The organism is Solwaraspora sp. WMMD937, assembly GCF_029581175.1.
Lineage (GTDB): Bacteria > Actinomycetota > Actinomycetes > Mycobacteriales > Micromonosporaceae > Micromonospora_E.
This window is the reverse complement of the sequence record NZ_CP120738.1, coordinates 3,919,837-3,934,643: the sequence shown is the minus strand read 5'-3', so window position 1 is coordinate 3,934,643 and position 14,807 is coordinate 3,919,837. Positions and strand designations below refer to the sequence as shown.

At 68.8% G+C, this 14,807-nt stretch carries 9 protein-coding genes and 1 pseudogene; 6 read left to right on the top strand and 4 right to left on the bottom strand.

Annotated features, from left to right (window positions below; genetic code table 11):
* Positions 1–209: 209 nt before the first annotated feature.
* On the top strand, positions 210–2,156 hold the full coding sequence (locus O7621_RS17325) for a hypothetical protein (RefSeq protein WP_282230221.1): 1,947 nt from the start codon (positions 210–212) through the stop codon (positions 2,154–2,156).
* A gap of 270 nt (positions 2,157–2,426) precedes the next feature.
* Here the strand turns inward: O7621_RS17325 and O7621_RS17320 are convergent, their stop codons facing one another.
* On the bottom strand, positions 2,427–4,223 hold the full coding sequence (locus O7621_RS17320; RefSeq protein ID WP_282230220.1) for a glycoside hydrolase family 6 protein: 1,797 nt from the start codon (positions 4,221–4,223) through the stop codon (positions 2,427–2,429).
* Positions 4,224–4,504: 281 nt separating this feature from the next.
* Between O7621_RS17320 and O7621_RS29220 the strand changes: the two are divergent.
* From O7621_RS29220 to O7621_RS17305, 4 genes and pseudogenes are all read left to right on the top strand, one after another.
* Positions 4,505–4,920 (top strand): annotated as a pseudogene (locus O7621_RS29220) (hypothetical protein).
* Positions 4,921–5,409: 489 nt separating this feature from the next.
* Entirely contained in the window at positions 5,410–7,014 is a 1,605-nt protein-coding gene (locus tag O7621_RS17315) for a glycoside hydrolase domain-containing protein (protein ID WP_282230219.1), read from the top strand.
* 38 nt (positions 7,015–7,052) lie between these two features.
* A complete protein-coding gene (locus tag O7621_RS17310) occupies positions 7,053–7,661 on the top strand; it encodes a hypothetical protein (RefSeq protein WP_282230218.1) in 609 nt (202 codons plus the stop codon).
* Between the two features lie 190 nt (positions 7,662–7,851).
* A complete protein-coding gene (locus O7621_RS17305) occupies positions 7,852–8,355 on the top strand; it encodes a hypothetical protein (RefSeq protein WP_282230217.1) in 504 nt (167 codons plus the stop codon).
* Positions 8,356–8,369: 14 nt separating this feature from the next.
* Here O7621_RS17305 and O7621_RS17300 read toward each other — a convergent pair whose 3' ends face one another.
* Positions 8,370–11,516, bottom strand: a complete 3,147-nt coding sequence (locus O7621_RS17300) for a BTAD domain-containing putative transcriptional regulator (protein ID WP_282230216.1) — start codon at positions 11,514–11,516, stop codon at positions 8,370–8,372.
* A gap of 141 nt (positions 11,517–11,657) precedes the next feature.
* Positions 11,658–12,305 (bottom strand): DUF4360 domain-containing protein, encoded by a 648-nt coding sequence (locus O7621_RS17295; RefSeq protein WP_282230215.1) that lies wholly within the window; start codon positions 12,303–12,305, stop codon positions 11,658–11,660.
* A gap of 479 nt (positions 12,306–12,784) precedes the next feature.
* Here O7621_RS17295 and O7621_RS17290 point away from each other — a divergent pair, with 479 nt between their 5' ends.
* The gene (locus tag O7621_RS17290) at positions 12,785–13,435 is read left to right on the top strand and encodes a DUF4360 domain-containing protein (protein WP_282230214.1); all 651 of its coding nucleotides are present in this window, start codon (positions 12,785–12,787) and stop codon (positions 13,433–13,435) included.
* Between the two features lie 16 nt (positions 13,436–13,451).
* Here the strand turns inward: O7621_RS17290 and O7621_RS17285 are convergent, their stop codons facing one another.
* Positions 13,452–14,693 (bottom strand): glycosyltransferase, encoded by a 1,242-nt coding sequence (locus tag O7621_RS17285; protein ID WP_282230213.1) that lies wholly within the window; start codon positions 14,691–14,693, stop codon positions 13,452–13,454.
* Between the last annotated feature and the right edge of the window lie 114 nt (positions 14,694–14,807).

The following is a 14,807-nucleotide window of genomic DNA, read 5'->3' as shown; positions in this document are numbered from 1 at the left end:
CCACCCGCCGTCAACCCGGGATACGGCTCGGAAGGATGCCCGGTTCAACCGACTGGGCACACACCCCCGGCGGGTCCGCCAGGTTTCACCGGCGGCGGATTTACAGCGCTGATGATCGATGACACAGTGTCCACAGCGGAGGACAAAGGTCCCTGCCACTGGTGGCTGGCCGGACCGGCGACCACCTGTCGTCAACGGAGGGAAACTGGATGTCGACAAGGACAACGACGAGGTCCACAGCGGCAACCCTGATAGCGGCGGCGGCGGCACTGCTGATGATCGTCGCCGCGGCACCCGCCAGTCAGGCGGCGACGCCGCACTTCTCGCATCTCAATCCGGGCGGTGCGCCGACGCTCACTGAGAAGGTTCCGGTCAACGTGGTCTTCCTCGGCTACAGCCGGACGCAGGTGGACCGGTCGGCCTACCTCGACGAACTGCCACAGCGCTACGAGCCGGTGGTCCGCTCCCGGCTGTGGTACGACCAGGTCGAGAAGCTGGGCCTGACCTACACCTACGACTACCACGTCCGGTACGCGAACAAGCGGTACGAGGACCGGTTCTTCGCCGAGTTGCAGCGGTTGGCCACACCTGCACCGCTCACCGCCTACCAGGAGCTCTACAACGAGCAGCAGGGCAACGTCGCCACGATCACCGACAACCACCACATCGACGCACCGAGCGTGGAGCGGTGGCTGGCGCTCAACCCACCGGCCGGCGTCGACACCCGACGCAACACCATCTTCTTCATCAACTGGTTCGGCCGGTCGGACTTCAAGTTCCACGTCTACACCAAGACCGATGAACCTGACCCGGACACCGGGCACAACTTCGGCGCCGAACGGGACAGCCGGAAGATCTCCGCGTGGGGCGGTACCACCGCCGACGACGAGGAGAACGGCCTCGGTTCCACCCGGCGGGTGTGGTTCCACGACCTGTCGGCCGGGCCGGAATCGTGGACCGAGAACTGGAACGTCGATGATCCCGACCTCGACGGCAACGGCGTCGAGGACTACCGGATGCCACCGGTCTGGGAGTACGCCGCCGACGGCTACCGCTCCCCCGACGCGCTCACCGGCGACCTCGCTCTGATCACCCGATACGTGGCGATCAACCTGCTGTTCACCACGTCGCCGCTGTACCCGGCGGAGCTGCCGAGTGCCGCACCACCGAAGTCGATCAACATCGACAGCAACGTCTACGAAGGCTGGGACGGCGTTGACGCCTCGGTCCGTTACATCGACGAGGAGCTACTGCAGCTGGAGTTGCGGGAACTGCGGTGGCGCAACGTGCTGGACTACGATGGACAGAACCTCGCGTTCGAAGGTGACGCCGAACGCTGCTACTACGCCGTGCTGCTCGACGACGAGTCCTGCTACCCGGAGCTGGGCTATCCGCCGTTCGCCAACTTCTATCTGCAGAACAGTTTCGAACTCGACCGGGTGCTCGACGATCAGGACCGGGTCGACTACGAACTGCCGGTGTTCAGTTACGCGTTGCCGGCCGGCACCCCGGTGCCGGCGCTGGGCTTCGCCGACGACAACTACACCGACGGTACGCAGTCGTACGTCTTCGCGTTCGTCTCCCCGGAGATCGTCGACAGCGGCTACGGGCTGACCACCACGCTGATCCACGAGGTGGGACACCACCTGGGTATGAGCCATCCGCACGACGGTTACGACAGCGAGACCGGCGTGGACTACGGCCCGGAGGATGACTTCTTCTTCGCCTGGTCCGGCGACCAGGTCAACTCGATGATGAGCTACATCGACCTGAACTGGGACTTCAGCCAGTTCGACCGGGACAACAGCGACCGGTTCCTCACCGCCACGTACAACGAGGCGGCGAACCGGCTCGCCGAGTCGGTGCTGGACGGTCCGCACCCCGGCCGGGCCCACCGTGACCTGCGGGCCGCCGACCGGCTGATCGGTGCGGCCGAGCACGCGCTCGCCCGGCACGACTACCGGCGCGCGCTGGTCCTCACCGAGCAGGCGTACGGGAAGGTCGTCGACGCTGCCGGGCGCGCCGGAGTGCCGGCGGGGACCGTGGCCGAGCAGATGTCTGCCCGGGCGCAGCAGGCCCGGACGGCGTCCGAGGTGACCGGACCGCACGAGTTCATCGACACGCTGGGCCCCGACAGCCCACGTAGCCAGCCCTGACCAGCAGGTAACAGCAGACCAGGAGCCGGGCGGCCTGGGCCGCCCGGCTCCTGGTCTGCTCGCGGACCGCCGTTGCTCTTCCGGTGTCCGTCCGACGGGTGGGCAGAAGCCGGGCCGGGTGAACCGGCGCACCGCCTGCAGAGCATCCTAGGACGAGTTCATCCTACCGGTCAGGCAGCGCAGTCCGGGCTGATCGCCGCCGGCCTGTCCACCCCAAACAGCATCGAGTCCTTCCGCTCCGGCGGGCGACGGCCGCGTCATCAGGTCAGGTCACAGCGGCGGGTACGCGTTCGCCATCAGCTCCTGGAACTGAGCCGAGAACCAGTGCCCGGAAACCGGGGCGTTCGGCAGGGCACCACTCATGTTGTTGTTGTTCCGCGGGTTACCCGTGTACGTCGGGTCACACATCCGGTCGAAACCCTTACCCTCGTCGTTCGGGATCTCCCGGCTCGAACCGTCCGACTCACCCGGCGGCTTGATCCACACGTACGCGTCGATACCCGAAGCGGGCGCCGCGGTCGGACGCTCACCCAGACCCGCACCCGACTGGTTGCACCAGTTGCCCTTCTGGAACCGCCGGTCGATCCGCGACTCGTCGACACGGGTGTCCACATCCGTGGCGTTGCTCGGACCGGTCGGACGGCCCGGACCACCCCAACCGTTACGCGACGTGTCGATCAGCATACCGATGCTCGACGGGAACCCGGCCTGCACCAACCGCTGCCGGAACGCCTGCGCGAACGTCAACTCGTCGTTGTAGTTGTTCCAGTCGATCCACGACGACTGGCGGGTGTTGCTGTCCACCGTGATGTACGGCTCCCGCAACGCCGAGTAGTTCGCCGTGTTCGTGATGAACCCGTGCACATCCGACGGCGACGCACCCGACGCGTTCGCCGCCTGCGCGATGATCTGCGCCGTCGGACCGAAGTTGTCCTCCCAGCCGATCCAGCCGTGATGCCCGGCGTCGATGTAGTTGTACACGTTCGGCACGTCACCCAGCTGCGAGATCGCGTAACCCACACCCGTCACGTAGTTGCCGTTCGCCAGCATCACGTCACACTCAGGCGTCGCCGTCGCCCGGGAACCCACATTCGTCACCAGGTTCGGCAGCGAGTCGATCTCGATCACCGCCACGATCCGCAGATTCCGGTACTCCGCCCGACCCACGATCTCCGCGATCGGATCGATGTACTCCGTCCGGTACGCGCCGATCTCCGTCGGACCCAACTCACCGTTCGACGCCAACGCCGCACAGTCCCGACCCGGCAGGTTGTAGATCACCACCTGGAACACCAACGGACGGCTACCGTTCGCCGCGTCCTGCCGCACCGCCTCGTCCAGATGGTCCGCCAGACCCATGTCACCCGTCGTCGGGCTGTTGTTGCCGTAGATCGCACTCGTGCGGTCCAGCCACACACCCGTCGGCTCGTCCGCGATCCGGCTACCACCCGGCTCAGCCGCCGCGTTCGCACTCCAGATCGGGTTCACGTAGACATCGGCACCCACGTACGGGTTGTCCACCCGCGGCCCACCCGGCGGCGGGGAGGTGGGCGGGGGCGCGGTCGTCGGCGGCGCCGTCGTGGGCGGCGGAGGTGCCGTGGTGACCGGCGGCGGAGTTGTCGGGCCGGTGCCGCCGTTGCACGCCACCCCGTTCAAGGTGAACGCGGTAGGGCTGGAGTAGCTGCCGGTCCACCGCCCGTTGAAGCCGATCGAGGTGGACGCCCCGGTACCCAGGTTGCCGTTCCACGAGGCGTTGGTCGCGGTGATCGCGCCGGAGCTGCCGCTCCAGTTCGCCGACCAGCCCTGGGTCAGGGTCTGACCGGACGGCAGGGTGAAGCGCAGGCTCCAGCCGTTGACCGGATCCTGCCGGTTGCTGATGGTGATGTTGGCGGTGAATCCGCCGGCGCCGGAGCCTTCGTTCCAGGTGTTCGCCTGGTAGGTAACGTTGCAGACCACCGCGGCGTGGGCGGCGGTGGTGGGGACGGTCAGGGCTGCGGCGACCAGTGCGGTGGCGCCGCCGACGGCCAGCAGATTACGGCGTACGGTGCGTCTCGGGACAGATGACATCGTGTTCTCCTACAAATCCGCAGGGCTGCCACCACGGGCCGGAGGGTCGGTCTGGACCGGCTTGCGACCGAATCTGCCTCGGACGGTGCGGCCGCACGGTCGAGGACGGTCGGCGTGGTGGGCTGGGGAGAGGAGTGCCCGGCGCCGGGTGGTGCTCACCCCCGGCGGTCCCCTCGGTCTGAAACGAGCCGCTCGCGTTTGCTCCCGGTGCGGCTGAGGCGAATTCTGGCACGCGACAATGATCGATACAATCACCGATTCAGCCGGCTCGGACGGAGTTGATCCGTCCGGCGGGGTTTGACGTCGTCTGCGAGCATGATCGCCGTGACCAAGCTGACCAGATCATCGCGGTGGAGGAGGGCGTCAAGAGCAAGTCCTTCGCGGAGTTGACCGAGGTGCACCACGCGGTGCAGAAGCAGCCGCTGCTATCCGGAATCTCCCGCACCTACCAGCCGAAGGACGAGGAGGGTGAGCAGTTCCCGCCCGAGTCGACCCGGGTGCAGGTGCACGCCGAGCGGTCGGCTACTGGACGACGGTGTAGTTCTCCGGTGCGCTGCCGGCCCGGCGGGTCAACGAGTTGCTGGACCGGATCGCGGCGCTGCAGACCGCAGTCGAGTTCGCCCGCGAGGAGGCCAACGGCGCCGAGGTCACGGACCAGCGCATCGGCGACGCGGTCTTCGGCTACCTGTTCGGGTAGTCGCAGAGCACCTGCTGGTGGATACGATCACAGTCTCCCCGGACTGAGCCCCGGGGTGGCCGTCAGCCGGGTTCGCACCGGCTGACGGCGGAGGAGCACCAAGCTGAAGCTGACGACGAATCTGACGAAGCGGTCCCAGTGCGGGTTCGAGTCCCGCCCCCGGTACCAGCCATACCGGGGTGGCCCTGCTGGTTCGATTCCAGCTCGCGCCTCCACCGCGGCGCGGTAGTTTGGGCAAAACACGGCGTCATGAAGAGTGATTCATCCCTTTCAAAGGTACTGGCGACAGCAAATGGGCGGCAGCCCAGAGGCCCGGAGACAGGACAGCTCTCCGGGCCTCGCCATGTCCGGACGGGACCCGCTGGGCACACCATCGACCAGGTCAAGACCGACCCCGGCCAGGATGTTGATCGACGACAAACGATTTACAACCTGGTCGGTTGGCCGTATCGTCCACATCATCGGACGACAGCACGGGGGATGTCTGAAATGATTGATTCCGGCGTGCCACTGACCAGCCTGGCGGACAGCCACGTACTCGCGGCCCAGCAATGGGTCAACGCCACCTATTCCGGCGCGCCGGGATACCTCAGCTGCCCGGAGGACGGGCGCACCGGCTGGCCGACCGTACTCTCGCTGACCCAGGGGCTGCAGTACGAGCTCGGCATCTCGCCGACGGTGCAGAACTTCGGGCCCGGCACCCTCGCCGCGGTCCGCACGCGTAACCGGCTGCCAGCCGAGGAGACCAACACCAACCTGGTCCGCATCTACAACGCCGCGCTGTGGTGCAAGGGCTACTGGGCCGCCACCGGTCAGGGAGTCTGGACCGCCGATTCGGAAGCCTCGTTCAGTCAGCTCTACATCGACGCCGGGCTGTCGTACACCGATCTGTCGGCCCGGCGGGCGATGTGGCCGCACGTCGCGCGGGCGATGCTGCGGATGGACCAGTTCCGCATAGTGCCGCAGGGTGACAGCACCGTCCGGGGCATCCAGCAGCGGTTGAACTCGCGCTACGTGGCCGGCATCGGCATCCCGGCGATGAGTCTGGTGCCCTGCGACGGGATCTACTCCAGGGACGTGCAGCAAGGGCTGATGATGGCCATCCAGTACGAGGTCGGCATCCCGCTGGGCTCGATCAACGGTAACTTCGGGCCGGGCACCCAGGCCGGGCTGCGTGGGGTCGGCTCCGGCCGGCTCACCGGCAATCTGCGGCACCTGTTCCGGTCGGCGTGCTACGTCAACTCGCCGACCTTACTGCCGGGCGATCCGCAGCTGCCGCTGCCGTACCACCCGCAGGACATCGACACCGATGTGGAGACCGCCACCCACCTGGCGTGGCTGCGCGCCTTCCAGCGTTTCTCGCAGCTCCCCGAGAGCGTCACCAACGACTACACCACCTGGGCCCAGCTGCTCGTCTCCTGCGGCGACACCGGCCGGCCCGCCACCGGCTGCGACTGCATCACCGAGATCACCGCAGCCCGTGGCGCGCACCTCGTCGCGGCCGGCTACCGGATCGTCGGGCGCTACCTCGACGAGCATCTGCCACCGTCGGACCCGTACTTCTTGAACAAGGCGCTCAAGCCCGGTGAACCGCAGACCATCCTCGACGCCGGGCTGCGATTCTTCCCGATCTTTCAGTACAACGGCACCCAGCTGGGCAACTTCACCTACCCCAAAGGGTACGACCAGGGCCGGATCGCCCATCAGAAGGCCGTCGAGCACCGGATCCCCGCCGGTACCTGCATCTACTTCGCAGTCGACTTCGACGCCCTGGACAGCGACATCGACAGCGGGATCAAGCCGTACTTCCACGGGGTGAAGTCGGTGCTCGCCGAGCTGGGCGAGCGCTACCAGTTCGGAGTCTACGGCTCGCGCAACGTGTGCAGCCGTGTCTCCCAGGAGGTCGGCGCACGGTGGTCGCTGGTGTCCGGGATGTCCTGGGGCTACTCCGGCAACCTCGGCTTTCCGCTGCCGGCGAACTGGGCGTTCAACCAGATCCGGGAGTACGTACTCACGCCTGGCTGGGGACTGGACCACGATGTATGGCGGGACGGAGCCGATCCGGGGGTCGCCGCGCTCGTCGCTGGCGAGTGAGTCGTGCTCGTTGCCGGCCAGCGAGTGAGGAGCCCGAGATGATCAGCAGACGTGTCCTGCTCGGCGGCGCCGTCGGCACCGGCGTGCTCGCTCTGACGCCCACTGGTGCCGCCCGCGCGACCGAGGTTGCCGAGGCGCGGAATGAAATCCACGAGGTGTCCGCAAACGGCTGGCGGATCGATCCGGCCGCCATCGCTGTCCACCGGATCGAGGGTTCCACCGCCTCGGTGGCGCTGCGCCGAGGTCCCGCCGCCGGAGTGCTACTGCACGTCGCCCGCCGCTGGCACTACGAGATCGGCCCGGTCGACACCGGGGAGGGCGGCGGCGTCGCCGGCTACGCTGCCGGCCGCGTGGCGCGCACCGCCGTCGAATCCAACTACCTCTCCGGCACCGCGATCGCCCTGCACCCGACCGCCTACCCGCTGGGCGGTAGCGAGTCGCTGTGGCCGCACCAGGAGGCGGTCGTACGGGACATACTTGCCGACTGCGAAGGCACCGTGGTCTGGGGCGGTGACCTGTCGCCGGCGACGGCCTCGCACTTCCACATCGCCGCCCGGCCCGGTGACCGGGCCCTGACCCGGGTCGCCGCCCGGCTGGGACCCGGCGTCCACGTCGCGCGCCGGACACCGGTGGTCGTCACCGACTAGGCAGGAGTCTCGGCACCGACGTAGGCGTGAGTCCGGGCGGCGACGCGGCCGATTCTCCGGGCCCGCCATCGACCGTTCCCCCTCCGAGCATTGACGCCGGACGCGATGTGGTGCCGATGTGGTGCCGATGTGGCCGGACCGCGAAGAGTCGTCGGTGAGGTGGGACGGACCCGCCACAACGGGAGGACCAGTGATTCGCGCGCTACCCCGCACCGGCCGCCAGCTGCTCGCCACGGCAGGAGCCCTCGTTCTGGCGGTGACCACAGTGGTGGCCCTGTCCGCCGCGCCAGCCTCGGCCCACTCGCAGGCCGAGGTTATCCAGGCCGCCTGCGGCTCCGGATACGACATCGTCAGCGACGGGACGCGGACCATCCGGACCCCGTCCGGAACGGTCTACGGCTACGTTTACCTGACCTACAACGCCAGCAACGGCAACAACTGCGTGGTGACCCGGAAGACGGCCTACCACGGTACGCCGACCCGGACCCGGGTGCAGATCGGAGTACAGCAGTCGAACGGCACCGTTGTCTACTACGACGACGCGGGCGACTACTCGCACTACGCCAACCGGACCGTGTACGCCGCCGACCGATGCGTCAACTACTTCGGCTGGATCTGGAACGTGCCGACCGCTTCCACCGCAGCCGGCACGCTCGCCTCCGGCGGCCGCACCCAGTTGGGTAACTGCGGCTGACCAACGGGCGACGGTCACGGCTGGGACGGACCAACGGGGGTTCCGTCCCGGCCGGGCGCCGGGTCGCTGCCGGTCAGCTGACGGAGCAGGTTGAGCCGCTCGTCGAGGAAGGGGTCGGCGACGACGAGCCGGTTGGCCTGCGCCCGCGCCCAGCCGGCTGCGCTCCGGTCGCCGAGCCGCTCGTACAGCTCGGCCAGCAGCCGCAGGGTCAGCGCCGCGCGCCCGTCGTTGCCGAGCCGGCGCAGGGCCAGGCCGCACCGACGGACCTCCGCCGCCGCCTGCCGGACCATGCCCCGCCGGCACAGACGCAACGCGAGGTTCCGCTCCATGCTCAGGATGAGCGTCTGGTCCCCGATCTGCACCCCAAGGTCGAGCGCGGCGACGAACTGGACCACGGCGTCGTCGACCCGGGCCAGCCCGAGCAGCAGGTAGCCGAGTTGGCTGTGCGCGTACGCTCGGACCACCCGCTCTCCGATGCCGGCCAGCAGGGCGACGCAACGTTGGGAGTCCCGCGCGCCGTCGGCGTAGCGGCCCGCGACGGTCAGGATCCCGGCCCTCGCGTTGAGCAGCATCGCGAGGGCCATCGGATCGTCCAGCGACTCGGTGATCGGCACCGCCTGGTCCGTCACGGCGAGCGCGGCATCGGAACGGTCCGGACGGTTGAGCGCCAGCGCGGTCACCCGCAGCGCCTCGGCCTCGCCGGCCCGCTGGCCGATCCTGCGGAACACGGCCACGGCGAGGCGTCCGTACCGGACGGCAAGGTCGTCACCGGCCCGCCCCTCGGCCAGGTAGAAGCTGAGCGCACTCAGCGCGTGCCCGACCAGGTCGTTCATGGACAGCTCCGATGCCTGTGCCCGCGCGGCACGGAAGCCGGTGACCGCCGCCGTCAACTCGCCCCGCAAGCTGGCTACCCGAGCGTTCATGAAGATCGACCAGGCCAGGTACCTCCGATGCCCGTGCCGGGCGGCGGCAGCGCGTACCGTGCGGTGCACGGCGGCCAACTCGTCGAGGCGCCCCTCTGTCCACAGGTGGGAGTTGAGCGCGGCCGCCAGCACGACGGACTGGTCCAGCCAACCTCGTACGGCGGCGTACCGGCAGGCCGCTACCAGGTTTCGCTGCTCTGCCCGTAACCAGGCGCGGGGTTCGTGGCGGATCTGCCGGGCCAGGTCACCGCCCAGCAGTCCGGCCGGCCGGTCGCCCGGCCACGTCTGCGCCGGGTCGCCCGGCGGCGAGGGGTCGAACGACGGGCGCGGCAGCCGTGCGTTGGCCGATCGGGCGGCACAGCAGGCCGCAGTGATCAACCGGTAGAGCGCCTCGTCGAGACTCCCGGCTGGTTCCTCTGTGTCCGCGCGCTCCAGTGCGTAGGCACGCAGCAGGTCGTGCAGCCGGTAGCGGGGCTCGTGATGGGCGGTATCGACCTCCACCAGGTTGGCGCTGATCAACTGATCGACGGCGGCCTCGGCTGCTGCCGGGCCGGTGCCGGTGTCGGTGTCGGTGTCGGTGTCGCAGAGTAGGACGAGCGCTCGGGCCGGAATGTCCCGCGCGCCGAGCACGGCGATCCGGCGCAGGATCTGCCGGGCCGGCGGGGCCAGGCCGACGTAGCTGAGGTGCAGACTGCCGCGGACCGCTTGGTCGGTGGTAGCCAGTTCGTCGAGTCGGCGACGCCGATCGGCGAGCCGATCGGCGAAGGTGGACAGGGTGAAGTCCGGTCGGGCCGCCAGCCGGGCCCCGGCGATCCGGAGCGCCAGCGGCAGGTTCGTGCAGTAGTCCCGGACCCGTTCTGCCGCTGCCGGCTCAGCGGCGACTCGGTCCGGCCCGACGATGCGGGAGAGCATGACCAGCCCATCGTCGTCGGCCAACGGTTCCAGCACCAGCAGGCCGGCACCGGGCAGGTCGCTGAGTCGCCACCGGCTGGTGACCAGGACCGCGCAGCCGGGGGTGCCGGGCAGTAGCGGCAGCGCCTGACCGGCGGAGGCCGCGTCGTCCAGCACGACCAGTAGGCGGCGGTCGGCAACCGAGGACCGCCAGGCGGCCGACCTGGCATCGAGCCGGTCGGGCACCGATCGTACGCTGGCTCCGAGACCCTCGATCAGGTCTCGCAGGACGTCGGCCGAGGAACGGCTGCGCTCGGTCGCACCGGACAACCGAACGAACAGGACGCCGTCCGGGTAGGCCCGACGTGCCGCGTGTGCGGCGTGCACAGCCACAACTGTCTTTCCCACGCCTGGCGGCCCGGAGACGACCACCACCGGGGGCGCGGCTCGCGCCGCCGGCGTCAGCCGGGCGAGCAGATCAGCGACCATCTTGCCACGTCCGGTGAAGTCAGCGACCACCGGCGGCAGCTGGCACACCGGTGGCACGGCGGGGGACGCCGGTACGGCGGCCCCGCCGGCTACCGGCGCGGCCGTCGGCGTCGTATCCGTGGCCATGGGCAGTTCACCCCGCAGCGCCGCGCGATGCACGGCGGCCAGCCGGGGACCGGGCTCGGTGCCGAGTTCGTCGCGCAGGACGTCACGCGCCCGCTGGTACGTGTCGAGTGCCTCGGCGACGCGCCCGTCGGCGGCCAGCGCCCGCATGAGCAGGGCCCAGAACGGTTCGCGCAGCGGGTGCTGGCGCACGAGCGCCTCGGCCCGCGCGACCGCCGGATGGTGCCCGCCAATGACCAGCTCGGCGGTGAGCAGCCCTTCCTCGGCGGCTAGCCGTAGCTCGTCCAGCCGGGCCAGGTCGGCCGTGAAGCTACCCGCACGAACACCAGCGAGCGGGGGTCCGGCGAACCTGTCCAGTGCGTGTCGGTACGACACCGCCGCCAGCCGTACGTCGCCGCTCGAGGCGGCATCACGGGCCGCGTCGATCTCGTGCGCGAACAGGTGCACGTCGATCTGGTTCGGATCGGCGTCGATCCGGTAGCCGTCGACCTGCCAGCGAATCGGGGTGCGCGGCAGCAGCCGACGTAGCCGGGACACGTGGGTCTGCAGATTCGCCAGGTACGACTTGGGCGGATCGCCTTCCCACAGCAGCTCCGCGAGCTCGCCGACCGGCACCCGTCGTCCGGCCCGCAGCAGCAGCCCCACCAGCAACCGGGCGGGCCGCCCCGGCGGCACGGTCACCACTCGGCGGGCGTGGTCGCGCACGGTCAGCGCACCAAGAACTTCGAACTCCACCGATGCTCCCCCTGTTTCGAGGCTATCCGGCAGAAGATGAAGTTCATGTCAGACTAGTTACAGACTGGTGATCGGCATCCAACCAAGGGTGGCCGGTCGGCACCGGCCACCCTCGGTCATCGGGTACGGGGGTCAGTCAGTTCACGGGCAGGGCTGCCAGGCCAGGTGGTACAACGTCTCGATGCTGCCGTCCGTCGAGTCCATGGTCAGGAAGCTAACGTCCGTCGACGATCCCTTGCTCAGGCGCAACTCGGTGTTGATATTGAGGTTGCGGATCTCGCCACACGGATGCCAGACCACGGAGGCGATCGGCACCTCGTCGCTCACCATCCAGTTGTCGTCCAGCGGAGCCGGAATCGGATGGCTGCTGAAGGTGCCCTGAGTCATTCCCTGGAAGTAGTAGTTGGCCCGCTGTGTGGCGATGGCACCCGGGCTGAGTAGCCCGTAGCCGCGGTAGTCCACCTTCACGATCGCGAAGGTGTAGCCCGCCGGCGCGTGCACCAGGACGTTGAGCTGACAGTTCCGGCGACCTTCGGTGACCGAGATACCCGGACCCGCCTGCACCAGGTAATCACTGTAGATGGTGGTGAAGGCGGTGTTGTCCGGCGAGACGGCGACGTCGGCGGTGCCCGGCCGACAGCCGGAACCCGCCATCGCAACCAGATCGATCACAACCTGGTCATCCGGTGGGTCATCCAGGATCCCCTTGGCGGACACGGGTGCGCCCGAGATCAACGATGAGGCGAGCAACGCAATCACCACGCCGCCACGCGTCAGCAGTTTGCGCATGAAACCTCCTCCGATGTGTGATGCGACGATGCGTGCGCAACAATCTACGTACAAACATTGATGCTTGTCAACGTAAGTTTAATTGCCGCAGAGACTTTGCTAATTGATCGCACGCCGCCTCGCCACCGACCATCCCGACCCAGCCGGCAGCGCAGACGGCGCCTGCGTCAACTGCGCAAATCACCCGTAACATGACAAGAAGGTGCCCCAATTGCCTCCAATGACCAGCTGGTTGATCCCGCCGAAACGGGCACACGACATACGACCTGGGCAGAATCAATATCAACATATCGACCTTGTCAGATACTTGCATGTATCGACACTCGTCGCTATCATCCTTTCGCAGGACGCCCCGCCGAAACACTCTGGACCCAATCCCCCATGATCCAATGGGCCCAGCAGACAAAGATCCACGGCGCGGTTGTTCCGCAAAGTCGTGTGTGCCCAGCCGTCATAACCTGAGCCCCGAGGGGAACGGAATGAAAAGAAGCCTCACCGGCGCGAGACACGGGATGTCCGCCGTACTCGGCACAGTTCTCGCGCTGACTCTGACCGCTCCGGCCCATGCCTCACCGGCGACGTCGAGCGCCGTGCCGGACAGCGACATCACCGTGGAGGTGGTGGCCGCCAGCGGTTCAGGCTGCGCGCCCGGCACGGCCAGGGTCGTTGCCAACCCCGACAACACCGGCTTCCGGATCCGCTACTACGACTTCCTCGCCACTGTCGGTGCCGGGGCCGACCCGACGGACAGCCGGAAGAACTGCCAACTCGGTGTGCTCGTCAAGGTGCCGGCGGGCTGGACCTTCGCGGTCGCCACCGCGGACTACCGGGGTCGGGCCCGGATTCCCAGTGGAGCGACCGGCCGGCAGCGGACGAACTACTATTGGCAGGGTTCGTCCGACAACAGCCGTACCGACGCCACGTTCAGCGGACCGTACAACGGCTTCTGGGCCACCGCAGACCACGCACCGGTGCTGGTGTACGTCCCCTGTGGGCAGCAGCGGGTGCTGAACATCAACACCGAACTGCGAGTGGACGCCGGCACCTCCAGCGGCCAGGCCAGCATGTCGATGACCACGACCGAAGGCAACGTCGACACCCTGTTCAACCTGGACTGGGTCAGGTGCTGACCCCCTGATCCGCCAGTCAACGCCGGGCGCGGGCAGTTCGATGCCCACGCCCGGCGCTGTCGTACGCGGAACCGGACTCGGACTTGGAGCGAGCAGCACGGGCAAACTGGTCAGCGCCAGCGTCGACCCGGTGGGCACGAAGAAAGCCGTCGACCGCCGCCGACCAGGGAAAGCCCTCCGCCCGGCGGCGGGCCGCCGCGCGTCGCGCCGCCACCGGTCGCCCGGCCAGTTCGCAGATGGCGTCCGCGTACTCCTGCCCGCCGCCAGCCACCGCCAGCCCGGCGTCTCCGATCACCTCCGGCAGCGCACTCTCCGCGGCGACCACCACCGGGGTGCCGCTGGCCAGGGCTTCCAGTGCGGCCAGTCCAAAGGTCTCCACCGGCCCGGGGGCGATCACCACGTCGGCGCCGGCCAGCAGCCTGGCGACCTCGTCGCGGTCGCCGACGAAGTTGGCGAAGTGCACGGTCAGCCCGGCCTCAACGGCGTGTGCGCGCAGACCCGCCTGACGAGGGCCGGTGCCGACGATCACCCCGACGGCGGGTACGCCGCGGTCGCGCAGCGCGGCCAGCGCCGCGAGGACCCGCTCGGGGCACTTCTCCGCGGACAGCCGGGCGCAGTGCAGCACCAGCAGTTCACCGTTGGGCGCGTACTGCTCGCGTACCGTCTCGTCGTGCCGACGGGGATGGAACTGGTTGAGATCCACGCCGAGCGGCACCCGGGCCAGGTTGTCCGCCCCGATCCGGGTGAACTCGCGCGCGGCCCACTCGGTGGTGCACACCACCCGGTCGTATCCGGCGGCGGTCGCCGCGTTGAGCCGGTCGGCGATCCGCTCGGTGATCCGGTCGGTCAGCTTCGCCGGGCCGGCGGATCGGACGCCGAACGGCAACCGCAACAGGCCGTCGAGCGTCTCGTGGGAGACCATCAACGCGGGTACGCCGTGCCGCCGCGCCCACTGTCCGGTCCACCGCAGCGTGGTGCGGTCGGAGACCTCCAGCCGGTCCGGGGCGAGTTCGGCGAGTAGGCGGCGTACCCGGGAACGGTCAAGCAGCACCCGGTAGCCGCCGGTGCCGGGCACCGCCGGCCCGGCGATGGTGATCACCCGCCCCTGTAGGGTGTCCTCATCCGCGTCGGCCGCCCCCGGCACCACCAGCACCGGCTCGTGGCCGGCGGCCAGGTAGCCTGCGCCGAGTTCCCGCAGCGCGGTCCGTAACCCACCGGAACTGCCGGTGATGAAATTCGCCAGCCGAACGATCCTCATGATGCCGTCACCATGCGGCCAGCATGGCAACCGCCGGGCGGCGGGCAGGGCACACGATCGTGACGTGTCGGCGAACTGTGCCCGACGGCTGTCTTCGTCGTCGGGCACCGGCCC

Coding starts and splice junctions, on each gene's coding strand:
- O7621_RS17325 (WP_282230221.1), top strand. CDS start 210: ATGTCGACAAGGACAACGACGAGGTCCACAGCGGCAACCCTGATAGCG.
- O7621_RS17320 (WP_282230220.1), bottom strand. CDS start 4,223: ATGTCATCTGTCCCGAGACGCACCGTACGCCGTAATCTGCTGGCCGTC.
- O7621_RS17315 (WP_282230219.1), top strand. CDS start 5,410: ATGATTGATTCCGGCGTGCCACTGACCAGCCTGGCGGACAGCCACGTA.
- O7621_RS17310 (WP_282230218.1), top strand. CDS start 7,053: ATGATCAGCAGACGTGTCCTGCTCGGCGGCGCCGTCGGCACCGGCGTG.
- O7621_RS17295 (WP_282230215.1), bottom strand. CDS start 12,305: ATGCGCAAACTGCTGACGCGTGGCGGCGTGGTGATTGCGTTGCTCGCC.
- O7621_RS17290 (WP_282230214.1), top strand. CDS start 12,785: ATGAAAAGAAGCCTCACCGGCGCGAGACACGGGATGTCCGCCGTACTC.
- O7621_RS17285 (WP_282230213.1), bottom strand. CDS start 14,693: ATGAGGATCGTTCGGCTGGCGAATTTCATCACCGGCAGTTCCGGTGGG.